This window comes from Spirosoma radiotolerans, assembly GCF_000974425.1.
Lineage (GTDB): Bacteria > Bacteroidota > Bacteroidia > Cytophagales > Spirosomataceae > Spirosoma > Spirosoma radiotolerans.
Window position 1 is genome coordinate 4,536,570 of sequence record NZ_CP010429.1, and the last position, 26,952, is coordinate 4,563,521.

General features: G+C 49.2%; 16 protein-coding genes. 11 read left to right on the plus strand and 5 right to left on the minus strand.

Annotated elements, in window-relative coordinates; genetic code table 11:
* Positions 1–377: 377 nt before the first annotated feature.
* On the plus strand, positions 378–1,394 hold the full coding sequence (locus SD10_RS18460; RefSeq protein WP_046575769.1) for a GntR family transcriptional regulator: 1,017 nt from the start codon (positions 378–380) through the stop codon (positions 1,392–1,394).
* Positions 1,395–1,429: 35 nt separating this feature from the next.
* Here SD10_RS18460 and SD10_RS18465 read toward each other — a convergent pair whose 3' ends face one another.
* From SD10_RS18465 to trpF, 3 genes are all read right to left on the minus strand, one after another.
* A complete protein-coding gene (locus SD10_RS18465; protein ID WP_046575770.1) occupies positions 1,430–2,485 on the minus strand; it encodes a LiaI-LiaF-like domain-containing protein in 1,056 nt (351 codons plus the stop codon).
* A gap of 101 nt (positions 2,486–2,586) precedes the next feature.
* Positions 2,587–3,105: a PspC domain-containing protein gene (locus SD10_RS18470; protein WP_046575772.1), complete on the minus strand. Its 519-nt coding sequence runs from the start codon at positions 3,103–3,105 to the stop codon at positions 2,587–2,589.
* Between the two features lie 222 nt (positions 3,106–3,327).
* On the minus strand, positions 3,328–3,966 hold the full coding sequence (gene trpF / locus SD10_RS18475; RefSeq protein ID WP_046575773.1) for a phosphoribosylanthranilate isomerase: 639 nt from the start codon (positions 3,964–3,966) through the stop codon (positions 3,328–3,330).
* A 226-nt stretch (positions 3,967–4,192) separates the two neighbouring features.
* Here trpF and SD10_RS18480 point away from each other — a divergent pair, with 226 nt between their 5' ends.
* Genes SD10_RS18480 through SD10_RS18490 form a run of 3 tightly spaced genes read left to right on the plus strand, consistent with a single transcriptional unit; the run spans position 4,193 to position 9,867 of the window.
* A complete protein-coding gene (locus SD10_RS18480) occupies positions 4,193–4,531 on the plus strand; it encodes a PadR family transcriptional regulator (protein WP_046575774.1) in 339 nt (112 codons plus the stop codon).
* Complete coding sequence (locus SD10_RS18485) at positions 4,528–7,173, plus strand: ABC transporter permease (RefSeq protein WP_082111633.1); 2,646 nt, start codon at positions 4,528–4,530, stop codon at positions 7,171–7,173. Before SD10_RS18480 ends, SD10_RS18485 begins: the two co-directional genes overlap by 4 nt.
* A 12-nt stretch (positions 7,174–7,185) precedes the next feature.
* Positions 7,186–9,867, plus strand: a complete 2,682-nt coding sequence (locus tag SD10_RS18490; RefSeq protein WP_227699009.1) for a permease prefix domain 2-containing transporter — start codon at positions 7,186–7,188, stop codon at positions 9,865–9,867.
* A gap of 111 nt (positions 9,868–9,978) precedes the next feature.
* Here the strand turns inward: SD10_RS18490 and SD10_RS18495 are convergent, their stop codons facing one another.
* Complete coding sequence (locus SD10_RS18495; RefSeq protein ID WP_046579758.1) at positions 9,979–10,833, minus strand: sugar phosphate isomerase/epimerase family protein; 855 nt, start codon at positions 10,831–10,833, stop codon at positions 9,979–9,981.
* Positions 10,834–11,094: 261 nt separating this feature from the next.
* On the opposite strand from SD10_RS18495, the gene SD10_RS18500 reads away from it, so the two are divergent.
* From SD10_RS18500 to SD10_RS18515, 4 genes are all read left to right on the plus strand, one after another.
* Positions 11,095–11,433: a PadR family transcriptional regulator gene (locus SD10_RS18500; protein ID WP_046575776.1), complete on the plus strand. Its 339-nt coding sequence runs from the start codon at positions 11,095–11,097 to the stop codon at positions 11,431–11,433.
* Positions 11,430–14,051 carry an ABC transporter permease gene (locus tag SD10_RS18505; RefSeq protein WP_082111634.1) on the plus strand — a complete coding sequence of 874 codons (2,622 nt, stop codon included), beginning with the start codon at positions 11,430–11,432 and terminating at the stop codon, positions 14,049–14,051. Before SD10_RS18500 ends, SD10_RS18505 begins: the two co-directional genes overlap by 4 nt.
* A 7-nt stretch (positions 14,052–14,058) precedes the next feature.
* On the plus strand, positions 14,059–16,740 hold the full coding sequence (locus tag SD10_RS18510; protein ID WP_227699010.1) for a permease prefix domain 2-containing transporter: 2,682 nt from the start codon (positions 14,059–14,061) through the stop codon (positions 16,738–16,740).
* Between the two features lie 68 nt (positions 16,741–16,808).
* Complete coding sequence (locus SD10_RS18515; protein ID WP_082111635.1) at positions 16,809–19,439, plus strand: permease prefix domain 2-containing transporter; 2,631 nt, start codon at positions 16,809–16,811, stop codon at positions 19,437–19,439.
* Between the two features lie 41 nt (positions 19,440–19,480).
* Here the strand turns inward: SD10_RS18515 and SD10_RS18520 are convergent, their stop codons facing one another.
* A complete protein-coding gene (locus SD10_RS18520) occupies positions 19,481–21,079 on the minus strand; it encodes a hypothetical protein (protein WP_046575777.1) in 1,599 nt (532 codons plus the stop codon).
* 300 nt (positions 21,080–21,379) lie between these two features.
* Between SD10_RS18520 and SD10_RS18525 the strand changes: the two genes are divergently transcribed.
* From SD10_RS18525 to SD10_RS18535, 3 genes are all read left to right on the plus strand, one after another.
* Positions 21,380–23,737 carry an ABC transporter permease gene (locus SD10_RS18525; RefSeq protein ID WP_046575779.1) on the plus strand — a complete coding sequence of 786 codons (2,358 nt, stop codon included), beginning with the start codon at positions 21,380–21,382 and terminating at the stop codon, positions 23,735–23,737.
* Positions 23,738–23,927: 190 nt separating this feature from the next.
* Entirely contained in the window at positions 23,928–24,254 is a 327-nt protein-coding gene (locus tag SD10_RS18530; protein WP_046575781.1) for a PadR family transcriptional regulator, read from the plus strand.
* Positions 24,251–26,950 (plus strand): ABC transporter permease, encoded by a 2,700-nt coding sequence (locus SD10_RS18535; protein ID WP_227699011.1) that lies wholly within the window; start codon positions 24,251–24,253, stop codon positions 26,948–26,950. Before SD10_RS18530 ends, SD10_RS18535 begins: the two co-directional genes overlap by 4 nt.
* Positions 26,951–26,952 lie beyond the last annotated feature (2 nt).

Genomic DNA, 26,952 nt, shown 5'->3' on the forward strand with positions numbered 1-26,952 from the left:
GCTACCATGCTTAGTGCTACTAACTGATAGAGTCTTTTCATGGGTATAACAGAATTGAGTGAAATAGGCTGGAATTAAATGGCTTAGGAAAAAGCTAATTTGATAGCCAAATATTACCAGCTCATTCCCGTTAACTTTCCTATACATACCCATTACTATCATTATTTGGATAATATTCTTGGTATTTTCAATATAAATTTAAACATATAGTGGTTCCATATCTGGTCGGTTATGGATCATGACCTTCGGATAAGATTGAGCGAAGTACGTTAACTGCCACATAAATTACAGGCAGACGACGCTGCAGTTATAGACCTAGAGTACATTCATGGGCCTACTGACTTTTTAGTCAACCCAATGTCAATTTCTACTTTGCCATGCTTTACCATATTAAAATTAACGACTACTCAAACACGCCAAAGTACCAGCAGATTTATAACTCAATTGTGGAAGGTATCGAGAATCGGGACATCCTACCGGGTGCCAAGCTCCCGTCTATCCACGAACTTTGTGCGGAATTTGATGTCTCCAAAGGCACCATAGAACGTGCCTACGAACTCCTGAAAGAGAAGGAAATAATTGGAGCCGTTAAGGGGAAAGGCTTTTATATTAACTATACGCCAACCGGAAATAACTTAAAAATATTCCTGTTATTCAACAAGTTAAGCGCCCACAAGAAAATCATTTACGACTCCTTTGTGGAACTGTTAGGACCAGGCGTCGCTATCGACTTTTTTATTTACAACAATGATTTTCGCCTGTTTAGGGACCTGATTCAGCGGCAGGCCCGCAACCACACCCACTATGTGATCATCGGGCATTTTTTTGAAGGGGGCGAAAAAGCCGATGACCTGATCAATAGCCTGCCCAAGCACAAACTGGTTATTCTGGATAAGTTGCTGGAAGGAATAACGGGCAGTTACGGGGCCGTTTTTCAAAATTTCGAACGAGACCTGTACCAGGCGCTGACGGACGCCCTGCCGTTGCTGAAAAAATATACCACGCTATGCATGCTCTTCCCCTCGTACAGCTACCACCCAAAGGCCATCCTGAACGGGTTTTACAAGTTTTGTTACGAGCATGGATTCAAAACGCGGGTGATCAACGACATTCAGAATGAAGTAATTCAGCCCCAGCATGCATACATTAACCTGATGGAAGAAGATCTGGTCGAGCTGATCAAACGGATTAAAATAACCCCTTACATTGTTGGACAGGAAGTGGGTATTCTGTCTTACAACGACACACCCCTGAAGGAATTTTTACTGGATGGCATCACGGTCATTTCCACCGATTTTGCTCAAATGGGCCGCACAGCCGCCCAACTGGTCTTAAACGCCAGCGTGGAACACGTAGAGAACCCGTTCCACCTGGTCGTCCGAAAATCACTGTAATCAGAACCGCACAGGGCTGCCTGTGCAGTTCCGGATTAATACCTCACTACTTTAAACCGGGAGATGCCCCCGTTGAAGCGGATTGTCATCTTCTTGCTGGCCGTGTCGTAGCCAGGGCTGACAAATTGGCCTCCGCCAACATCGGTAAAATCATCTAATTGTTCCAGGTTAAGCGCCCCATCTTTTCTGATCTGGCAGCCAACTTCTTTAGGAATACGAACCGTAACGGAAGCGGCCCCCACATCTAATTTTATGTCGGACTGATCAGCTTTGGCACCCAGTTTTAAATCGAGATCGGCCGCACCGGCGCCGAGTTTCAGGCTTCTGACCGCATAAGCGCTTAGATCCAGATCGCCCTGACCAGCGCCGAGGGCCACATCCATTGTCCAGATCGGCGTTGCGTTCAGGTGCACATCCACCCGGTTTTCAAACTTACCATCTTTTAAGTCGATGTTCTGTTTTTCCTCTGTTGGCTTTAGTTCGATAGTCGGAATGTGCGTTGTTGCATCGCGGTCCACTGACATGGAATACGTGCCAACCGTCTGCTTCGTATCGGCTTTTATAAGTTCGGAGGTTGGTTCACTGATAAAAAACCGCCCGGCGCCACCCGATAATTTCAGCACGGCTTCCCGCGTGTCGCCTTCCATCGATTCGGAAAACGTATTGGTATGGGTTTCTGTCGTTTCCGAATCACGACGATCACGTTCAGACCGATAATCATCTTCATTATCGTTATCGCTGTCAGCATTACCGCTGTCATCGTCGTCATCCTCTGAATCGCTTTCATTATTGTTATCGTCGTCATCATCGTGATTCCAGCGCATATTAAACTCATCGCGGTCTCGGTTGTGCGACAGAAAGCCAAACAGAGTTGTTGGCACCGCTACGGCCAGCATAACCGTGGTAATGAAAGCTGCCGGATTACCGCGTCGCTCCAGAATCAGATTAACGCCAGCCAGAATGAGGAGCACCGGCCACAAATTAACGAGCGAATGCCAGTTTACATCTAAAACCCCTGCCCGCCGGGCCAGAAAAAGCACCCCCAGCGTGAGCAGAAAAATACCCCAGAATAACCCGTTTCTTCGTTGCATAAGACTTATTGGATAGGATATAAACGATGTGTGGTGTAGGATATATGATGTATAATTCGCTGTCGGATTAATTATATCATATACCCTACACCCTACATCATTTACAAGGTTCCGCTGGTTGGATTAGTAGGATCGTTTTGAGAAGGGTCGTTTTTGTACGGATCACTTTTATAGGGATCGTGTTGATTCGGGTCGAAGGGTGTCCGGATACGATCCCGAAAAATCAGCCACAAACCAATCGCAATCAGGATGAAGGGCCACAAATCGCCAAAGTCGATGTCGAAGTAGCGGTCAATTAAAAACATGACGCCAAGGAGAATCAAAATCCCTCCACCGAGGAGACTCCGGTCGGGCGAGGCAGGTTTATTGGGATTATAAGGGTTCATGAAAATAGGGTTTGCGTAAACGGTTGATTGAAGCACAGAGCCAGCCGAACGACGCTCGGGCAATGCGATCCACAAGATAACATAAATGATAATCGCCGGAAAGTGGGGCAGAAAAATCCCGATGACAAATAACAGACGCACCAGCGTGCGGTCAATTCCAAAATAATCCGCTATACCAGCGCATACGCCCCCAATCTGGGCCTGGTCAGCAATACGTTCTAAGCGTTTGTTCATGGCTTCTAGTGTCTAAAACCGATGTAAACCTAGCCGATGAACACCTCCTGCAAAAGTAGAATAGGAAGAATGGACGCGCTTATGGATGGATGTATGTTTTCAATGATAGTAGGTAATACATAGTAGTGGATTTGGGTTTGCAGTATTCGGTTTACGGTGTTGACGCGCTCATGTGTATACCGTAAACCACAAACCATAAACCGAGTACCATAAACCACAAACTTACTCCTCTTCTATCGCTTCGAGGATATCCATTAACTCGCCAAACTCTTTATTACCCGGTTGTTCTTCAATGCCTCCGCTTAAGGCAATCCCGCGCACCGCCGATAATTCTGCCAGCAGTTCATGAACATTTTCAGCAGAAATACCCGTTCCCAGCAAAATGGAATACCGGGTCGTCTGCCGCTGGAGAAGTGTTTTCAGCTCATCCTCCATATTAACGGGTCCATTGCTCTCAAGCAGTACGTAGTCAGCATTGGCCGCTCCCGTTTGGAGCAAGGTATCAAGCTGGTCGAGTGTCATCTGAGCGACATCGGCCCGAAGAATGAACCGGAGTTCCCTATCGGATGTACCCAGTGTGCTCAGGTAAGGAAGAAGAGCCGCTTCGTCGACCTGTAGCAAGTCGGGCCGGTATGTTTCCAGGAGTTGCTCGATGGATTCAGGATCTACCGACCGGGTTTCGCCAACAATCTGTACACCAGCAAGCCAGCCCCTTATTTCGGCAAACTTCGTTGGGGCTACATAGTCTGGCGAGTCGGCATCCATCGAAAAGCCAAGCATGTCGACGCCCATCCCCGCGCAATAGCGGGCATCGCTGAGGTTCGTAACATTCGAGATTTTAACCAGCGTTTTGAGAGCCATAGAAGCAGGTGGCTGTAAGCCGTAGTGAGAATTGTATATGACGGCAAAGGTACGGACACGTGTGCATAGTCCTACGCACTTCCTGTTCGGATTGTTCAGCTTCGGACAATAGTGTACGATTTCGGACAATGGCTGTTGGGCAAAACAGGCCAATCCAGATCAGAAAACCGGATTTGATGATTTGGCAAAGCATTTGTTCTACAAAGGTTAATCTTATTCTTTTGGCATGAAACGAACATACCTGGGTGAGTTTGAAGAAGTGGTCTTATTGACCGTTGCGGTGCTTCACGAAAGCGCTTATGGCGTGGCAATCACCGATGAACTGGATCGGCAAACGGGCCGATCGGTCAGCATCAGTGCCGTTCATGCGGCCCTGCATCGACTGGAAGAGAAAGGCATGCTCAAGTCGCAGATGGGGGAAGCGACTGCCGAACGGGGCGGTCGGCGAAAGCGCCTGTTTACGGTCACGGCCCTGGGTAGCCGTGCGCTGCACGACATCCGGTCCATGCGGAATCAGTTGTGGGATTCGATTTCTCCGAATGCCTTACCAGCGATCAGTATATGAATTCTACATCTCTCGGCAACGGCCAACCACCCCGCTGGGCCGACTGGCTATTAGAATGGTTCTGCGCCCCTCACTTGCTGGAGGAAGTCCAGGGCGATCTTTATGAGCGGTTTGTGCGGGATCTTCAAACCGAAGGCATCCGAAGGGCAAATCGTCGCTATTGGACAAATGTACTCCGTTTTATTCGGCCCTTTGCCTTGAAACGGAAAGTGAATGACTATTCCCCAACTCCTTTATTCAGTCCTGCAATGCTACAGAACTATATTAAAATCGCCTTTCGTAACCTGACTCGCAACAAAGCGTATTCGACTATCAATATCATTGGTCTGAGTATAGGTCTGGCAGCGGCCATGCTGATTATGCTTTATACCAAAGATGAAGTCAGTTATGACCGCTTTCATGCCCATCATCAGGCGCTTTATCGAATTACCAGCAAATCACTAACGCCTAACGGGGCAGTCGATTACTTACAACCTTATACAGGCATTTTTCCCGGTCCAAAGTTTCACGAGGGTGTACCAGAGATAATGACTTTCGTTCGGTATCGAGAAGACACGAAAGATATGAGACAGGGCACTGAGGTAAAAAGTCAGCTTATTCACTTCGCAGACAGCAGTTTCTTTTCTATATTCTCCTTTCCACTGTTAACTGGCAATCCAAAAACTGCGCTACAAAACCCAAAATCGGTCGTAGTTTCAGAAGAGGTAGCAGAGAAAAATTTTGGTACCATAAATGCTCTTGGGAAGACATTGTTTTTTAAAGACGATGACAAATTTGAGCCTTATATCGTAACAGGAGTCGCTAAAAAATGCCCGCAGAATTCGTCAATTAAATTCGATATCCTTATGCCTATGGTAATCAAGGATGAAGATATGGCGAACAATGAAAATTGGTTCAGTGTCTTCATGAATACATTCGTCATTCTTAGTCCCGATGCTAACCTAAAAATGGTAGAGGCTAAAATGAACCAGGTTTATGTAGCTGACGCGCAGGAGAGCATTAAATCAGTAGCTAAAAAGCTCGGCATTACGGGTAGAACGGTTTACTCACTGCAGCCATTTACCGACATGCACCTGAGCAAAGAATTACCAGCAAGTAACGGACTTGTTGACGAAAGTAATCCTACCTTTTCGTATATTTTATCCGGTATTGCGCTGTTCATTTTACTGATTGCCTGTATCAATTTTATTAACTTAACTGTAGCCCGTTCCTTGAAGCGGGCAAAGGAAATAGGTGTCAGAAAGGTAGTTGGTGGGGCCAGAACCCAACTAATCATCCAGTTTTTAGGTGAATCCTTCATCCTGTGTTTTGCCGCCTTTCTCTTTTCTTTTATGCTACTTGAACTGGCCTTGCCTACGTTCAATCAACTGGCGAATAAAGCTCTTTCACTCTCGTATTTGTTTGATATCAAACTGGTTGCTGGATACATCCTCCTATTCATGGTGACGAGCCTACTATCCGGGTTCTACCCCGCTCTTATTTTGTCAAGCTACAGTCCCGTTCAAACGTTATATAGCCGCGTCAAACTTTCTGGAAAAAACTACCTGCAAAAGTCATTAGTTGTGCTACAGTTTGCGTTAGCCTCTTTTCTAATCATTGCGTCACTCACTATTTATTCTCAATTTGATTACCTGACCAGTAAAGACTTAGGCTATAATGATAAAAACCTGGTCATAGTTGATAAAGCAAACTTAAAGCGCAGCGAAGCTAACCTTCTGAAAGAAGAGTTAGTAAAAAATCAAAACATCGTTGATGTTGCGCCTAAAAATGGTGGCAGGTGGGGTACAACCGCTAAAATTAACGGAGAGACTCAAGTAAACTTTGATTACGAAACGGTTAATGAAGTCTATCTTCCCCTCTTGAAAATACCTATTTTAAAAGGAAGAAATTTCTCCACAGTCTTTCCATCAGATTCGTCCCAGTCAGTACTGGTAAACGAAGCATTTGTCAAAAAAGCTGGCTGGAAGCAGCCTATTGGCCAGGTAGTTGATTTCTGGTTTAGAAACAAAAAATATGCCGTAGTCGGCGTTGTAAAAGACCATCATTTTGAGTCGCTAAGTCAGGAGATAAAGCCTCAATTATTTACCATGAAACTAGGTAATGATTATGGTAAGGTGCTTATAAAAATTAAACCCAACACCGAGACGGCCAGTCTTCATTTTATTGAAAAGACCTTCAAAAAGCTATTCCCGATTAGTCCTTATTCGTACGCGTTTATGGACCAGGAAAACCTTAAGCGATATGAATCAGAGGCTAAGTGGAAACAAATGATGCTCTTCGGAGCAATCCTTACCATTTTTATTTCATGCATCGGCCTTTTTGGGTTGGCTACCCTGTCTGCCGAGCGACGAACCAAAGAGATTGGCATTCGGAAAGTGTTGGGCGCATCGGTAGCGACAATTGTGCAACTACTATCAACTGATTTTCTGAAGTTGGTTTCCCTATCGTTCATTCTCGCGTTTCCGGCGGCCTGGTATGCCATGCAGCAATGGCTTAACAACTATCCGTATCGAATAGGCATTAATGCCTGGATGTTTATCGCCACGGCTATCATCGCCATTTCCATAGCTTTTTTAACGGTCAGCTGGCAGTCCTTACGAGCTGCGATGACTGATCCGGTAAAAAGCTTAAAAACTGAATAATACTTACCTGTTATGAACCGCTCAAACAAACCGCTCGAATCACCACCCCGCACAGCTGACCGGCTATTGGAATGGTTCTGCGCCCCTCACTTACTGGAGGAAATCCAGGGCGATCTCTATGAGCGGTTCGTGCGGGATCTTCAAGCCGAAGGCATCCGAAGGGCAAATCGTCGTTACTGGGCAAACGTGCTCCGCTTTATTCGGCCCTTTGCCTTGAAACGGAAAGTGAATGACTATTCTTCACCAGCACTACTTAGCTCACTTATGTTCCGCAACTATTTTAAAACCTCGCTTCGCAACCTGACTAAGCATAAAGTCAGTTCGCTGATTAACCTCTTCGGGCTTACGCTGGGCGTAACGGCCTGTCTGGTCATTTACCTGATTACAAATTACGAACTGAGTTACGATACGTTTCACCCGAATGGTGAGCGAATTTATCGGCTGGTGGGAGAAGCGCAATATGGTAAAACGGGCGAGAAACATCCCGTAGGTTTCCCCCCGAATGCCGTTCCGGCCGCTATTCGAAAAGAAATCGCAGGTCTGGAAACCGTAGCCGCTTTTCACAACATTTCTTCCGAGGTGCTCGTCCCAAATGGGAAGGAAAAGCCGAAGCGATTCGAGGGCAACAAACACAATGAGATTGTGGTCGTTGAGCCGCAATATTTCGACATTTTCACGTATCAATGGCTGGCCGGCAACCCGAAAACAGCGTTGACAGAACCGTTTGATCTGGTACTGTCAGCCCGAAAGGCCCGTCTGTATTTTGGCGAACTACCCATCCAGGAAATGATTGGCAAAGAAGTCATTTATCAGGATTCCGTACGCATGCATGTAGCTGGCATTGTGAACGATTTCGCACAGCCGAGCGATCTTGTCTTTACGGATTTCATTTCCTTTGCTACCATTCAGGCGAGCCAACTCAAACGAAGCATAGATCTGAGTCAATGGAACGACATTTGGTCCGCTTCGCAGGCCTTTGTCAAGCTCCCTGAGGGAACAACGCCCGCCCAACTCACAGCTCAGTTTCAGCGTTTTGGCAAAGCTCATTTTACGAAGGAAATGGAGTTGAAATTTACGCCTGCTCTACAACCCCTTTCTGACCTTCATTTCAATGATGATTACGCAGACAACTACTCTCGAAAAGCCCACTTGCCAACGCTTTACGGCCTGATGGGTATTGCCGCCTTTATACTACTGATTGCCGCCATCAATTTTATCAACTTATCGACGGCGCAGTCGGCACAACGAGCCAAGGAAACCGGCATTCGGAAAGTGATGGGCAGTAGTCGGGCCAATCTGATTCTCCAGTTCTTGAGCGAAACGACGTTCCTGACCGTCGTGGCTGTTTTCCTTTCGCTGGCACTCGTCAAGCCGATTCTGATCGCGTTTCAATCCTTGACGCCCCAGGGACTGACGTTCGATTTGTTTAGCTGGCAAACAGTGGCATTCTTGTTGGCGGTTACGATAAGTACATCACTTCTGGCTGGGTTTTACCCATCCTGGGTGCTGTCTTCCTATGTTCCCGCCCTAACGCTGAAAGGGCAGACGTCAACTAAAAATGGGCAAAAAGGCTATTTACGGAAGGGGCTGATTGTCTTTCAGTTTACGGTTTCGCTGGTGTTTATTATCGGCACACTAATGGTCAGTCGACAACTCAATTTTATGCGAAACAAAGACCGGGGTTTTTCGACGAATGCCATTGTTTCCATCCGGCCCGGACGAGACGAAAAGGCCACCGTACTGGCGCAGAAGCTCAGCCAACTTGCCGGTGTTGAGCGCGTTACGAGGGAGTGGTTTCCACCAATGGGCCCGGCCTTTATGGTTACCAAACTAAAATATCAGGGCAAAAAAGAGATTGAGATGGACGTATCGGCCAAAATAGGCGACGAAAATTTCATTCCACTGTATCAGTTGCGCCTGCTCGCGGGTCGAAACTACATCAAGAGCGACTCGCTCCGGGAACTCGTCATCAATGAAACCTACGCGAAAGCTCTGGGATTTAAAAAACCGGCCGATGCACTGAATCAACTGCTTAGTTTCCAAGACAAAAAGTATCCTATTGTTGGGGTAGTAGCCGATTTTCATGAACAGTCGTTTCATGAAAAAATTGGGCCCGTGTTCATCGGCTATATGCCGCAACGATCAGCAAATATTGGCGTAAAACTGGCCACTAAGGGCCGTCAGGTTAGCGATATGAAAGCCACGCTGGCCAGCATGGAACAACAGTGGAAAACGATCTATCCTGACAATAAATTCGAGTATACGTTTCTGGACGACTCCATTGCCAAGCTCTATGAGAAAGAGCAGAAAACGGGCCAACTCGTTAACACCGCCACCGCCATTGCCATTCTCATTTCGTGCATGGGTCTATTCGGCCTGGCCACCTTTACGGCCCAACAACGGACTAAAGAAATTGGAGTTCGAAAAGTGCTCGGCGCATCGGTGGCCAGTATTGTTACCCTACTCTCGAAAGACTTTCTGAAATTGGTAATCGTGGCCTTAGTGCTGGCCTCCCCCATTGCCTGGTGGGCGATGAATCAATGGCTCAAGGATTTCGCTTACAAAGTCGACCTTAGCTGGTGGGTCTTTGCGCTGGCGGGTATTCTGGCTATTGCCATTGCGCTGGTAACCGTAGGGTTCCAAAGCATAAAAGCTGCCCTGCTGAACCCGGTAAGAAGTTTACGATCCGAGTAGAGACGCAACCCTTTGCGTCTCCCATACGTCAGCAATACGGACGGCTTTAACTGTCTTTATGGCTAAAATAAGGTTGCTGACGCATGAGAGACGCAAAGGGTTGCGTCTCTACTACTGGACTTTCACGCGGTTATAAATCTCCCGGAAATTTTTAACGCTTTCGGCAATTTCGGGGCCGTTATTTTCCCAATGGTATTCATATTCGGCCGAGATTGGCCCTTTAAAGTGCTGGCGTTTTAGCTCGGTAATGACCTGCTCTACGTTGCAATCGCCGGTGCCCCAGACAACATCGTGGTATTTCCCCTCCGGTGTATCTTTCTTCACGTCTTTGAAGTGCATACCCAGCACGTGGCCGTTTAGCTTTTTCAGGCATTCGACCGGGTTCAGTCCCGAACGTACCCAATGGCCAATGTCCGAACAGGAACCAACGTATTTGCTACCGCCAATAGCCGCCAGCACCGTGTCGGGATGCCAATAGCGCGACGGTTTGGGGTGGTTATGAAGCGCAACGTTGATTTTGTACTGCTCGGCTAGTTTTCGTACCAGTGGCATCTGTTCCGGCGTGGGCTCCGAGTTGATGTTCAGGATGCCCATGTCTTTCGCAAATTCGAATACATTCTTCCAATCCTCATCCGTTTTGGGGCTGACAACGCCGTACGCGACCACCGTGAGGCCGCGGTCTTTGATCAGCTTTTTGACCGCCTGCCGGGTCGTGGCATTCATGTTAAAGTCCATCTTCCCGTCCAATCCGCCCCCAATAACCTGACCGGGGTATGCCTCAACGTATTTAAGCCCACAACTGTCAATCTTCCGCAGGGCTTCCGTAAAAGGAAACAGACGAAACGAATAGGCCTGAGCGCCCAGTTTCCAGCCAGCTTTATCTTCCGGGCCTTTCTGCGCCAGCAACGGCAGCGCGCTCAACGCCAGGAGCGCCCCACAGATCAGCGATTTTATTAGGTATTTCATGGGAAAGAGAATGATATGTTCCTGAACTAAAGAGCAGGTGGTATCAACTTTACCCACTTTGTGTGTCGTTTACAGACGGAGATGTTTTAAGAGAAAGAATGTAGACCCAATCACCGGCGTCCGGTTCAGGACGGGCCAATGTCCAGAATCGGACATTCCCCAACTGCATAACTCAACCAAAACCGGCTTTATGGCCTTGAAAAGCCCATCATTAGTTCTGGCAAGGCATTTGATCAGCAAATATAGAACTAATTAGACCCCATGAAACGGACCTACCTGGGCGAGTTTGAAGAGATTGTTCTGCTCACCGTTGCGGTGCTGGAGGGACAGGCGTATGGCGTAGCCCTCACCCACGAAATCATCGAACAAACCGGCCGCTCGGTACGGCTGAATCAGATTCACGCGGCCTTACAGCGTCTGGAAGACAAAGGCATGGTGAAATCGGAAATGGGCGAACCCACGCCGGAGCGCGGTGGCCGCCGGAAGCGATTGTTTACGGTGACTGTTTACGGTCAGCGGACCTTGCAGGAAATTCAGGAAGTACGAACCACGTTGTGGAACCGGTTACCAAACCCACTCAACCCGGCCATTAGCCTATGAATCAGTCGCCTACCCCGCCCCGCCTGGCTGATCGGTTGCTCAACCTCTTTTGCGCCCCCCATCGGCTGGAAGAAGTGCAGGGCGATCTGCACGAGGAGTTTGCCTGGCAGGTTGAACGTATTGGCGAACGGCGGGCCCGCTGGCGCTACTGGCGGGATGTACTGGGTTTTATGAAGCCCCGGACGGGCGGATCATTTGCCATCAAACGTCAAGAAAAACAGAACTCAACTATCTTCTTACTAAGCCCTGTTATGCTCCGTAATTACCTGAAAACCGCCTGGCGCAGCCTGGTAAACAACCGATTCTATTCGCTGATCAACATGACGGGTCTGACCGCCGGGTTAGCCGTGGGTATCCTGATTTTGCTCTGGGTGCAGGATGAACTGAGCTTCGACCGGTTTCATCACCAGGCAACCAGCATATACCGGCTCGAAAACTGGGCTGGTACGGGCAATAGCCGCCAAATCTGGACATCCACTGTTGCCCCAATCGCCGAGCTTGGCAAGCAGGAACTGCCCGACATAAAAGACGGCGTCCGCATTTCTCACAACGGCACTTATACCCTGTTTAGATACAAGGATAAAACCTTCAATGAGGAACACACCCAGTTTGCCGATCCGAGCTTGTTCTCGGTATTCGACTTCGCACTCACGCAGGGAAACCCGGCAAAGCCCTTCCCGGATAACCACTCGGTTGTGCTGACCGAAAGCACGGCCAAACGCTATTTCGGCGACGAGAACCCACTCGGAAAAGTCCTCATCGTCGATAAGAACAATGCGTTTAAGGTGAGCGGTATCACGCCGGATTTTCCCAAAAATTCGAGCATCCAGGCCGACATGATCCTGCCTCTTCCGTTGCTGTTCGAGGGCATGTATCACAACAGAACAGATGGTAGAAATCAGGCTAACGACTTTAGTAATTTTAACTACAGCACCTATTTGTTGCTTCAACCAGGCGCATCCACCAGCAGTCTGACCGATAAACTACGTACGATTCACCTCCGTAACAAGCCCGACGATACAGACCTTACGTACCTGCTTCAGCCCCTGCCCGACATGCACCTCTACAGAGCAGATGGTTCGGAAGGCGGGATTGAAACGATCAGGATGTTTTCTATTATTGCCCTGCTTATTCTGGCGATAGCCTGTATTAACTACGTTAATCTCTCCACAGCCCGTTCGTTGCTACGCTCCAAAGAGATCAGCATGCGCAAGATCGTAGGCGCGGCCCGTAGCCAGCTATTTGTGCAGTTCCTGACTGAAACCGCGCTCTTGTTTTCCTTGGCGGCCGTGCTGGCCATTGGCCTTATTTATGGGCTGCTCCCTTTCTACAACCAGATTTCGGGCAAGCAGCTTGCCCTTGACTTTTCTGACTACCGCATCTGGCAGCTCATTGGCCTGACGATCCTCGGAACGCTGGCCGCATCGAGCCTTTATCCGGCCCTGTTACTCTCTTCCTTTGAACCCCTCAGAGCCCTGAAAGGAAAGGTCTCATCCCGGCTTAATGAAGCTAGTTTCCGAAAAATACTGGTTGTCGTCCAGTTCGCGGTTTCTGTCATCCTGATCGCGGGAACGTTCATTATCAATAACCAACTACAGTACATCCGCTCGAAGGAACTGGGGTACGATAAAACGCATGTATTTGGGTTTTTTATGCGGGATATGAGCCAGCATTACGATGTGGTAAAAGCACAGCTCCTGAACCAGCCCGGCGTCGATGCCGTTACCCGAGCCAGTTCAAACATTGTCAGCCTGGGCGGTCAAACCGGCGATAATGAATGGGATGGGAAAGAGAAAGGTGAAACCATGTTTATGTGGCCGGTAGCCATCGATAAAGACTTTATTCCATTCTTTAAAATAAACTTGTTGCAAGGCGCCAATTTTACCGGTGCCGTTGCCGATTCGCTGCATTTTATCCTGAATGAAACCGCCGTAAAGACGGCCCGGATTAAAGACCCGATTGGGAAACGATTCAGACTGTGGAATCACACCGGAACGATTGTCGGCGTTGTCAACGATTTTCACTTTGCCTCGATGCGGCAGAAAATAGAGCCCGCTATTTTCTACTACGCCCCCGAGCAGATGCAGGCCATTTATGTTAAAACAACCGGCAATGACGCCAGGCTGGCTGTTGCAGCTGCCCAACGGTCGTGGAAGCAATACAACACGAATTATCCGTTCGACTACACCTTCCTGAACGATTCATTCAACAACCTCTACAAGTCGGAGCAGCAATCAGGGATGCTGTTCAATATTTTCTCCACCATTGCCATTCTCATTTCCTGCCTGGGTTTATTTGGTCTGGCCACCTACACAGCACAGGTACGTACCCGCGAGATTGGAGTTCGTAAGGTACTGGGTGCCAGCACAAGCGGCATTATTCAACTGTTGGCCAAAGATTTCATCAAACTGGTTCTGATCGCCATTGTCATCGCCGTTCCCGTCGCCTGGTACACGATGAATCGGTGGTTGCAGGATTTCGCCTACCGAATCGACATTCAGTGGTGGGTCTTTGCCTTATCGGGGCTGCTGGCCCTCGCCATTGCCCTACTCACGGTCAGTTACCAGAGTATCCGGGCCGCGCTGATGAACCCGGTCAACTCATTACGCAGCGAATAGAACAGCCATGCATACGCCCCCTCGGTTCGCCGACCGCCTGCTTCGGTTGGTCTGCGCCCCTCATCGGCTGGAAGAAGTGCAGGGCGATCTGCACGAGGAGTTTGCCTGGCAGGTTCAGCGCATTGGCCTGCGACGGGCCCGCTGGCGCTACTGGCGGGATGTGCTGGGTTTTATGAAGCCTTTCGCCATAAAACGAACGACGGCGGTTGGAATGTCCCGACGGGGAACCGTGCATCACCCACGATTCGGAGAATACCCATATGCAAATTCAACAACTACTGCTATGTTAAGCAACTATTTTACCATTGCCTGGCGAAACGTGCTCCGCTACAAATTAAACAGTACGCTTACCATAACCGGTCTGGCCTTAGGACTGGCTTGTAGCCTGTTGATAATTCTTCATGTGCGGGAAGAGTTGACCTATGACAACGGGTTTTCAAAAGCAGACCGGATTTTCAGAATTACGTCGGAAAATATTGACAAGAAAAGCCGACAATGGGCAGCAACGTCACCTATTTTGGGAGTAGAAATGCAAAAGGCTATCCCTGCGGTCCAAACCGTGGCCCGATTTCATCGCCCATATCCAGATCGGGTATTCAGCTATGCACCATCCGGTGGAGCGCCAAAGCTGTTCGAGGAGAAAAGCGGGTATTATGCCGATTCGACCGTGGTGGATGTATTCGACCTTTCGTTTGTGAAAGGTGATCCACGAACAGCCCTCAAACAGATTGACGCCATTGTCCTCACGGAAGCAATGGCAACCAAATACTTCGGGAATGAAGACCCATTAGGCAAACGGATTCAGGATGATCTGGATAAACGTCTATTGACCGTGACGGGTGTCATAAAACCCTATTCATTCCCCACGCATTTACAGTTCGATTACCTGATTTCTATGTCCACCTTTTACAGTTATACGGACAAAAATACGCTGGAAAATAGAGGGTGGGCTGGCTTTTATAATTACGTCCTACTGAATAATGGTGCCTCACGTTCGGATGTGGAAGCGCGAATTCCGGAGTTCATGGTCAAGTTTTACGAAGCCAAAGGCGAAACCAGAAAAGAAATCCTGGCAACCCGAAGAACGCCTATTCAACCCATTACGGACATTCACCTGCACTCGAAGCTGGAGAAGGAAATGGGGCCTAATAGTGACATTACTTATGTGTATGTTTTTTCCATAGCGGCCCTGTTTATCCTGCTGTTAGCCTCGGTGAATTTCATCAATATGGCCACAGCCCAGGCATTTAACCGAATGAAAGAAGTGGGCGTTCGAAAGGCATTAGGTGCCCGCAAAGGCCAACTCATCAGACAGTTTCTGGGCGAATCATTCATACTGACGCTGGCAGCTGCTTTGGTAGCCTTTGGTTTATTCCGGCTGGCCATTCCTTTTTATAACGAACTGGCAGCAAAGACGCTTCGCTTTGAGCAATTGCTGACGGCATCGAATACAGTACTACTGGTGCTACTGATTGGGCTCATCAGCCTGATTGCCGGTTTTTACCCGGCCTTATTCATTTCTAATTTTGATCCCGTTAATGCCCTGAAAGGAAAGAAAAGCCAGTTTTCTTCAGTTACACTAATTCGAAAAGGTCTGATTGTGTTTCAGTTCAGTGTTTCGGTATTCATGATCTTCAGTACGATTGTCGTATACCGTCAAATGAAGTTTTTCCAGACAAAGGACCTGGGCTTCGACCAAGACCAGGTAATAGCTGTAAAGCTGTACGGGCGTGACATGTGGAACAAAGCCGACGTGATTCAGCAGGAATTTCAGAAAAATTCAGCCATCACGAATGTAGCCCGTATTTCTACCTTACCGGGTGACCGATTCGGTACAGATATGCTCGCGCTGCTGGGGAAACCTGACGATGCGACTCAACTTCGATTTATGTGGGCTGACGAACATACGCTCCCACTTTTACAGGTCGGGATGAAAGCAGGTCGAAATTTCGTCAGGAAAACAGAGAACGCCCACTTTTCGCTTATCCTGAACGAAGCGGCAGCCAAAGCTCTCAAACTGGATTCGCCCATCGGGCAAAAAGCGGTATCCTTAGGGGACACAGGCGAGATAGTAGGCATTGTCAGGGATTTCCATTTTGCCTCCCTGCACACCACAGTCGATCCACTGGTTATTGTTCAGCATCCAGGACAGGCCAATTACTTTCTATTAAAAACAAAAGGAAACAACCTGGCAGAAACTTTACAGTTCGCCCAATCTACGTTGGCTCGTTTGTCGCCCGGCAGTCTGTTCATCTACACATTTCTGGATGAAAAAATGGCCCGTTTATATGATTCAGAAAAACGGGTGGGCAATATACTGAATGTGTTTGCCCTCTTTGCTATACTTATTTCCTGCCTGGGCTTATTTGGCTTATCTGCCTATGCTGCCCAGATACGCACAAAAGAAGTTGGCATTCGGAAGGTGTTGGGGGCTACGGTGGCCGGACTTATTGTACTGCTTTCCGGAGACTTCCTTCGACTGGTACTCATTGCCATTGTTCTCGCCTTTCCCCTGGCCTGGTGGGCTACGAGTCGGTGGTTGCAGAACTTTGCCTATCCAACTTCCATTGAGTGGTGGATGTTCGCTCTAACCAGTCTGGTAACTAGTGCAGTTGCTGTTCTAACAATTAGTTTCCAAAGCATTAGAGCCGCCCTGATGAACCCCGTGAAATCGTTGAGAAGTGAGTAGTACCGACCATCCCGGTCGGCTGGATAAATATTAGTTCAAGTCCGACCGGGATGGTCGGCACTACAGCAATGAAACTGAATCGCCGGACCACTCCACCCCGCTTAGCTGACCACCTACTCCGCTTCTTCTGCGCTCCTCACCGCCTGGAAGAAGTGCAGGGCGACTTACACGAAGAGTTCACCTATCAGGTTGAACGTATTGGTGAACGGCGGGCCCGCTGGCGCTACTGGTGGGATGTCCTGGGCTTTATAAAGCCTCGCTTTGCCGCCAGACCTAAATCAACGTATTCAACAACTTTCCTAAGTCCTGCTATGATCCGAAACTATTTGGCCATTGCCCTGCGCCAGCTCTGGAAAAACCAGTTGTTCAGTGCGTTGAACATTGTTGGGCTCACGGTTGGCCTGGCCGTCAGCACATTCATTGCGCTGTATGTCTGGCATGAGTTCCACTATGATCGGTTCGAACCCTTCGCCGACCGCACCTATCGGATTATGTCGGTCGCTACATATGGCGGAGAGGAAATCAGCTTTCCCAACTTGCACGAATCGTTTGGCCGTCAGATAAAACGCCAGGTTCCAGAAGTTGAACAAGTTGTCCGTTGGTCGGATGGGCTCGGCGACGTGGTCTTACAATCCGATGCAACTCATCGGTTCAAAGAACTGAACATTGGTTATGCCGACGCATCGATCATACCCGTAATGGGACTGAAACTACTCCAGGGCGATCCGCAAACAGCACTGAGCGAACCAGGTCGTATCGTATTGACTCGTCAACTGGCAGAGAAATATTTCGGCGATAAAAACCCGGTTGGAAAAACGCTGATTTTCGACAAGCATTTCCCGCTTACCGTATCGGCCATACTCGACGATTTACCGACAAATTCAGTAATTGGCTTCAGGGCATTGGTTTCCCTGAGTTCTATGCCTACTCTGGGGGCCAAGCAGCAGCAAGTCTGGAAAGGAGGTGGTTTCCTGAGCACGTATGTGGTCTTACGTCCGGGTACACGTCCAACAGCCGTCGAGAAGAAACTGCAACAGGTAAAATCAGACCTGCAGTTTGTTGATCTTTCGGCCAAATACCTGCTCGAAGTCCTGTCATCCTTACACTTGGATAGCCGTAGTGAATCGAAAGGTACCCGGCAATCGCTGTATGTTCTGCTCACCATAGCCCTGGTCATTCTGGCACTGGCGGTCATTAATTATGTTAGCCTAACCACAGCCCGCGCTACCAAACGAGCGAAAGAAGTCGGCATTCGTAAAGCCATTGGCGGGCAACGCCAGGAGCTTATCGGCCAGTTTTTTATCGAATCATTTCTAACCACTACGCTGGCCTTTGGCTTATCGCTGGCGGTACTTCAGGCACTGTTTCCCTGGGCCAATCAAGCTCTTGGTCTGCAGATGGACAACCGGGTCCTGGCGCAGGGGCCTTATTGGGGCTTGATGCTGGCGTTATGGCTGGTCTGCTCGGTACTGGCAGGAGCGTATCCGGCGTTGCTCCTATCGGGATTTCGGCCGGCAGTGGTGCTCAAAGGAACAACGAACGTCCGGTTTGGTGGCGCTGGATTACGACAGGTGTTTACCACCCTTCAGTTTACCGCTAGCATTGGTTTGCTGATTTGCAGCCTGGTGCTCTATACCCAGATGCGGTTTCTTCAAACCAAGAATTTGGGTATCAATCGAGAACAGGTCGTTGGTATGTATATCGACAGTGAACTGACGTCCCAATTCACAGCCATTCGCGATGCGGTTCGGCAGTGGGCGGGCGTCAACAATGTTGCCGCAACGAATACAAAGTTGTTTTCGCCTAACATCATGACCTATTTCATGGAAACGGCCAAAGGAAAAAAACAGCTTATGGTCAACGCACTGACCGTAGATAAACCTTTTTTCGACATGATGGGGGTGCGCTGGCAATACCCACCCGCTGGCTGGGAAACGGGTGCCGTTTCAAAAGAGTTAACCGTTTATAATCAAACCGTTCTGAAAGAAGCGGGTATTCGCGGCAACCCTCTTCAGCAACCGTCTCCTTTTAAAGGCACCGCTGCCAACGGAAGCCCCGATGGCGTTGTCGCCGATTTTCATGTACATAGTCTGCATGGACCGGTTTCGCCAATGATGCTGAGCGTTGTGAGTGATACAAGTCGGTCCATTACGGCCAATGGTGGGTATTTACTGATTCGGTTACGGCCACAAACCAATGTTCCGGAAGCACTCGCCCAACTCAAAGCTATTTATGAGCGCAGTCGCCCATCAGCGCCATTTGACTACTATTTTCTGGATGAAGCGTATGACAAACTCTATGCGAAAGAGGAACGGTTAGCCCGCTTATTCAACGGCTTTACGGCCCTTACGTTACTGGTAGCCTGTTTGGGCTTACTGGGTCTGATGACCTTTTCGGTCGAAGCCCGCACAAAGGAAATCGGGGTGCGGAAGGTACTGGGCGCATCGGTCAGCAGCATCGTTACGCTTCTCTCTAAAGACTTCCTGAAACTGGTATTGATATCCATTCTGGTAGCATCGCCCCTGGCCTGGTACGCCATGAACAAATGGTTAGAGGGATTTGCCTATAAAATCGACATTGTGTGGTGGATCTTTGCCCTGGCTGGAGGACTCGTAACGGGAATTGCCCTACTCACAATCAGCTTCCAGAGCATTCGGGCTGCTCTGATGAATCCGGTCAACTCATTACGCAGCGAATAACCGTATGCCGACCGCCAGACGGGCGGTCGGCATACAGCAACTTACTGAATCTTAGCCAGCCACAGCGAAGCGTTGATGTGTAGGGCCGGGTGCGATGTGTAACCCGAAGGCGCATCGCCCGACCAACCGTTAAACAGGCTATCGTTCGGATCACCCGTTCCGTCGTCGGCGGGTGAGCTGTCCCCGATAAACACAATACGTCCACTGCCATAAGTAGACAACAGCGCCATCACGCTCGTTGTGCTGCCTACGGTGCTGCTCATCCGCCAGAATAATCCCTGCACATTCGCATTGCTGGCCGGGTAAAGGGTAGCGGTCGAACCGTTATAAAATGCCAGCTTAGACGCCGTTCCGGCTACACCACCCAGTACTTTCTGTGCGTTGGCGTTCGAGCCTGTGTACACGTTCGTGGTTGGTTTCTCACTGATGTCTACATAGTCGATCGTAAAGCCAAACGGCTTGTTATTATTGATTCCGTTGTTCGACATCAGGTCATTCCAGACACGGGGTGAATCATAGCCGTCGCCATCCCGATCCGATGGATTATACCCATTGGGATCCGTGCCCGTCAGCGAGGGAGCCGTGTGGTCGGCAATCATCATCAGCCCTCCCCCATTCGAGACAAAGTTCATGATCGCTGTTTTTTCCGCTGCCGAAAACAATCGGTTCGGTTCCACCACCACATAAACGGCATAATTGCTCAGGTCCTGTGGATTAGCCGAATTGCCATAGGTAACGACTGAGCCACTGGGCAGTGTTTCGACCAGATTTCCCCGCTTCACCAGCTCGATGGCCCAAGATGATATAGCGCCCCGCCAGTACGTTTCTGTGGTGCTCGACGTAATGCCTGTATACGATGGTGTGGGGAAACGTTGCGCAAGTGTTTCAACCGTTGTTCCGCCGGTGTACATCGGTACGTTTTCAGTACCGTCGGCATCAATTTGCCAATCGGCACTGCCCGCGTTTTCGCGTTTACTGGCATCAAACAAAAAGGTCTTACCCGTCGCAGGTGGCGTTGTACCACCCGAATTGTCGGTAACGGCTATATCGTCGATGTTGATTCGGTTCGTTGACCCGGACACTTTTCGAATTTCCAGACGAACACTACCGGCTACATTCAGCGTAAAGGTTTGCGTTTGAAGCGTTGAGGTTGTTGTTACTGTAGCCCCGGTTTGCGTCCAGCTACTGCCCGCATTGGTCGAGTACCACAAACTCCACTGGCTTGCCGCATCGGAGCCATAGGTACCATGTTTGATACTGACCGTACTGATACCCGACGTGACGTCGAACAGCATGGTTAGTTTGCCCGTATTCCGAATCCGGGCCGACCAGGCTCCAGCTTTCAAATCGCCACTGAGATTCCCGATTACGCCATCATACAGATTCCAGGATTTTGATTGGAGCGTTACATTGTCCCCGCTGGATGAGCCGGTTGGCGAAACATCGTACGCCGTTTTTGGGCTGGTCGAACCGACCTCGAATCCCTCCGATAATGCAACCGCCTGCACCCGGGCCGAACGAAGCACGGTATTGGGGTCAACCGCCGGGGCCAGTTCGCTGAAGGAATGACAGCCGACCATGATTGCCCCCGCTACCAGACAGGTAATGAAAATGGTTCTTGATTTATTGGAATTGAGCATAACGAAGTGATTTAACGAATAGAATAAAGATGCACAAAGATTATGGCTTATTTGAGATTCAAATGACAAGAAGTTATTACTATTCTGTTATCTTATAATTTAAGTTGTGTAATAGTCCCTACAGGACCGCCCTGTTACCTCGCCACCTGGGTTATCCTACACGTTCTGTTCGCCTATACTGCCACAAATTGCGCACAGGTTGACTAAAATTGCCACTCATGTTTGTACCTGGGTTAATCCCAAGCAACGAAAGCGATTTTCTGCTGTCTTTGATCAAGATACCCCTCAACTGCTGGAACTATGCTTCGGAATTACATCAAAATTGCCTGGCGCAACATTGCCAAGAGTAAAGCTTTTTCGCTCATCAACGTGCTGGGTCTGGCACTGGGCATGACCTGTAGCCTGCTCATCATGCTCTGGGTGCAGGATGAACGCAGCATCGACCAGTTCCACACCAATGGTCCGCGCATTTATCAGGTGATGGAAAATCAGCAATGGACCGGCAACGACATCAGTACTACCTCAGCCACACCCGGCCCAATGGCCAGCGCCCTGACGGCCGAAATTCCGGAGGTAGAACGGTCCGTCAAGATTACCTGGCAGGAAGAACACCTGCTGACGGTAGGCGACAAAGCGTACAAAGAAAAGGGCCGCTATTCATCCCCCGATCTATTCCAGATCTTCTCGTTCCCATTGGTTCATGGTGAGTCGAAAACGGCGCTTACGGGTCCAACGGCCATCGTTATTTCGGAGAAAGTAGCCCAAAAGCTTTTTGGCCGGACCGATGTGCTGGGCCGGATGGTTCGCGTCGACAATAAAGAAGATCATCAGGTTACGGGCGTTGTTCGGGACATTCCGGCCACCTCATCGCTTAAGTTCGACTTCGTTTTGCCCGAAGCCCCCTACGAGAAGGAGAACAAATGGCTCGAAAAATGGGAAAACAACGGCATCAGGACGTATGCCCTGCTACACCAGAATGCCGACGTGAAGACGGTCAATGCCAAAATTTTGAACATGGTGCGGCAGCATGACAAAAACGTAACAACCATCACCACCTTCCTTTTTCCGTATGAGAAGGCCTACTTACAGTCGAAATTCACGAATGGCCAGCCAGACGGCGGCCGTATCGAATACGTGCGACTATTCACTATCGTGGCTATTTTTCTCCTGATTATTGCCTGCATCAACTTCATGAACCTGGCCACAGCCCGCTCCGCAAAACGGGCAAAGGAAGTAGGGATACGGAAAGTTGTGGGTGCCGAACGGTCGTACCTTGTGGGGCAGTTCGTAGGCGAAGCCATGCTGACCGCCCTGTTTTCACTACTCATTGCCATTGTTCTGGTACCTATTCTCCTCTCGCCCTTTAATACGCTGACGGAGAAACAAATAGAGATCCAATACGCCAATCCCTTATACTGGCTGACGTTGTTAGGACTGGCCCTGGTAACGGGGATTGTCTCGGGTAGCTACCCGGCCCTGTTCCTGTCATCGCTTCAACCGGTGAAAGTCCTTAAAGGGACCCTCCGGTTCAACTCAGGAGCGGTGTTATTTCGGCAGGGGTTGGTCGTATTTCAATTTGCTTTATCCCTGCTATTGATTATCGGCACGCTGATCGCTGGTCGGCAGGTGGATTATATTCGCACCAAGAACCTCGGCCTCGACCGCGAAAATGTGGTGTATATGACGCTGGAAGGCGATCTCCCGAAACGATTCGAGCCCTTCCGCCAGGAATTGTTGCAAGCGCCCGGTATTCAGTCTGTTTCTTCGGCGGGCAACGACCCGATGGAAATTGGCAGTTCGACCATTGGTGTCGAATGGACCGGCAAGCCCCAGAATGACAAGACGCTTTTCACCCAAATGGCGATCAGCTACGACTTTGTCAAAACGATGAAAATCAAGCTTCTCGAGGGCCGGGAGTTCGCCAAAGGCACCATTACCGATAGCACAAACTACATCGTTAACGAAGAAGCGGCCCGACGCATGGGCATGAAAAATCCGGTAGGCCAGAATTTAAAATTCTGGGGTAAGTCGGGCAAGATTGTAGGCTTGATCAGAAACTTCCACCTGAACTCCTTACGCGTTGCCATCGAGCCGCTTATTCTTCGCCTGGATTCGGTGAACAACACGCTGCTGGTTCGCACCCACCCCGGCCAGACAGAACAGGCCCTCAAAAGCATGGAGCGGCTCGCCAAACAATTTAACCCGGCTTATCCATTTGCCTATCGCTTTGCCGATGAGAGCTTTAAGGAGCAGTACAAGAGCGAGACGCTGATTGGCACACTGGCTAATTCATTCGCTTTCATTGCCATTTTCATTGCGTGCCTGGGCTTGTTTGGCCTGGCCATGTTTACTGCCGAGCAGCGGACCAAAGAAATCGGAGTTCGGAAGGTGCTGGGCGCATCGGTCACCAGTATTGTCGCCCTGCTCTCCAAAGACTTTCTGAAGCTGGTTCTGATTGCCATTCTTATTGCGACTCCCCTCGCGTGGTGGACCATGTATCAATGGCTACAGGATTTCGCCTACCGAATCGACATCGAATGGTGGATGTTTGCGCTGGCGGGTTTGCTGGCGGTGGGTATAGCGCAGCTAACGGTGAGTTTCCAGAGCATCAAAGCCGCCCTGATGAACCCGGTAAAAAGCCTGCGAAGTGCCGAATGACATTACCTCTTTGGTTTCTGAACAGGCCGGGTTATCCAAATGCGTACTGTCCAGAAGCGTACGAAAAATGTCCGGTTCTGGACAATTGCTTTCTTGTCGATTTATTAAAAAGAGCCATTCCTACGCAGGATGGCTCTTTTTTTAGTTTGGCGAGGCATTTGTTATACATATACACAACTAATAAATTCTGATGAAAGGAACGTACTTAGGCGAATTTGAAGAGATCGTTTTACTGGCAGTCGCTATTCAGTCGGGCGATGCGTATGGGGCAGCGGTCGTCTCCGAGATCGAGCAACAAATGAATCGGCCGGTCAATCTGGGGGCTGTCCACTCGGCCCTGAACCGACTTCAGGAAAAAGGGCTGGTCAAGTCGGAGATGGGGGGTGTAACATCGGAGCGGGGTGGTCGGCGGAAACGGCTTTACTCGGTGACCGCTTACGGCCGACGGGCGCTGGAAGAGATTCGGCAGGTGCGTAATCAAATGTGGGATGCCATTCCCCGAACGGCCTGGTCATGAAGAAGCTCATCACTCCCCTCCCACCGCGCTGGGCCACCCGCCTGCTGCACTGGTTCTGCGCTCCCCATCGGCTGGACGAACTGGAAGGCGACCTCGACGAGCTGTTCCAGGAGCGGGTCAAGTCGGTGGGGCTGCACCGGGCGCGCCGACGCTACGTGCGCGATGTGTTTAGCCTGATGCGGCCCTGGATTATTGATCGTCCCTCTACTGAATATGCAACGTCGGATTACCCGACCCTTTACTTTCTTCATCCTGCTATGATCCGCAATTATTTCACGGTCGCCTGGCGAAACCTGGTTCGCAACAAAGCCTTTTCAGCCATTAATATCATTGGGCTAACAACAGGTATGACATGCTGTATGCTGTTGCTTTTATACATCCGAAGCGAACTTTCCTTCGACAGGCATCATGAGTTTGCTGACGATTTGTATTTGGTCAACAGCGAAGCAATCAATGCTGGCGGTCATGAAGTATACCCCAAACTTTCGGCCTCCTATGCACAGGCCCTTAAAGCTGAATACCCCGAGGTTATGGAGGCCACCCGGCTTTGGGTAAATATCATTGAAGACCGAACGTTATTGACCGTTGATGAACGCGGAAAACCGGCTAATTCCTTCTATGAAACCAAAGGCTATCAAGTTGATTCCACATTTTTCGATGTATTTTCCTACACATTCCTGGAGGGCGATGCCAAAACGGCTTTAAACGATCCTCACTCAGTCGTATTGTCGGAGGAATTGGCCCACAAACTGTTTGGCAACACGCCAGTTCTGAATAAAACAATTCGTGTTGGCGGTACGACGGGATTTGGCGAAAACTTCAAGATCACTGGGGTCTACAAAGGCGAACAGGCGAGGTCACATATCGACGCCCGTTTCTTTGTACCGATGTCGGTGGGTTGGGTGGCTGCATTTATCCGGGAACAACCTGCCACCTACACAGGAAACAATCTGTACTATACGTACGTACGCCTAAAGCCTGGCACCGATACAGAAAAGTTCAACCGAAAATTAGCGGCATTTATGAACAAGTACGTTCGGCAAAGTTTAAAAAAAGCTGGTTTTGACAAACGTATCTTTCTGGTTCCTGTAAAAAACATTCATTTATATAGTCAACTCGCCAACATTGTAACAGCTACCAGCAGCGCAAAATATTTATATATTCTGGGCTCTATTGCCCTATTTACACTTCTGATTGCTTGTATCAATTTCATGAACCTATCGACAGCTCGTTCGGCGAAGAGGGCTACTGAAGTAGGGGTACGCAAGGTGCTGGGAGCCGGGAAGCAAGGATTAGTCGGACAATTTCTGGGCGAGTCTATGCTACTCGCTATCATCTCTTTACTGATTGCCAGTCTGGCAGTCAGCCTATCATTACCAGCATTTAACCAACTTACAGGTAAATCATTAGCCACATCGGAGTTGATCAATCCACTCACGATTATTGCGTTTCTGATACTCACTCTGCTCACCGGACTGGCAGCCGGGAGCTATCCCGCGTTTTATTTATCCGTGTTCAAACCCGTAGACGTGATCAAAGGCAGATTCACCAATCAGTCTTCATCCTTAGGTCTGCGCAGGGGCCTGGTCGTGTTCCAGTTCGTAGTAGCTATTGGCTTAGTTGTTGCGACTATTGTGATTCGCCAGCAGATGAACTTTCTCCGTGACCAACCTCTGGGTTTTGTCAAAGATCAGCAACTAGTTGTGCCTCTGCACGGAAGTAACTACTCAGCGATTAAACAGGAGATGCTAAAAAACAGCCGAATAGCCGGTGTTGCTGGAGCAGACTACTATCCCGGCATAACCAACCAGACTAACTTTAGCTTGTACCGGCCCGACCAGTCAGTAAACGAAATTCAGGACGTTAAAACGAACCGAGTGTCACCCGAATTTATGCAGGTGATGCGTTTTTCACTGGTGGCCGGGCGGTTATTTTCGAGAGATTTCCCCGGCGACACCGCCAGCCGGATCGTCGTCAATGAAGCTACATTGCGCAAATTTGCCATTCCGCTGAAAAAAGCCATTGGCCAAAAGCTCAATTTCGATTGGCAAGGCACGACCAATGTTTACGAAATAGTAGGGGTTGTAAAAGACTTTCACTTTGCAGATTTACATCAGTCTATTCAACCATACGCATTTCATCTAAGTCTTGGCAATCAGTTCAACTACATGGTGGCCCATATCCAAACAACAGATATGAGCGATGTATTGCCTTTTCTAGAAAATAGATGGAAGACACTGGTTGCCAATGAGCCGTTCGAATACAGTTTTTTGAACGAAGACTTTCAGAAAAACTACCAGTCAGATACCCGCACGTCCCGGATCGTTAACACCTTCACGATTGTTTCGATCCTGATTTCCTGCCTTGGTTTACTCGGCTTAGCCGCTTTTGCGGCCCAACAACGGACTAAAGAAATTGGGGTTCGGAAAGTGCTGGGTGCATCTGTAACCAACGTAGTTGCTCTACTAACAAAGGACTTTATCAAGCTGGTCTTATTATCCATTGCCATTGCTTCGCCCATTGCCTGGTACGCTATGAACCAGTGGCTCCAAAGCTTTGCGTACAAAATTGACATCGAGTGGTGGGTGTTTGCAGTGTCGGGTTTGCTCACTCTGGGTATTGCTCTGCTAACCGTGAGCTTCCAGAGTATCAAAGCAGCATTAATGAATCCGGTCAAAAGCCTGCGCAGCGAATAAAC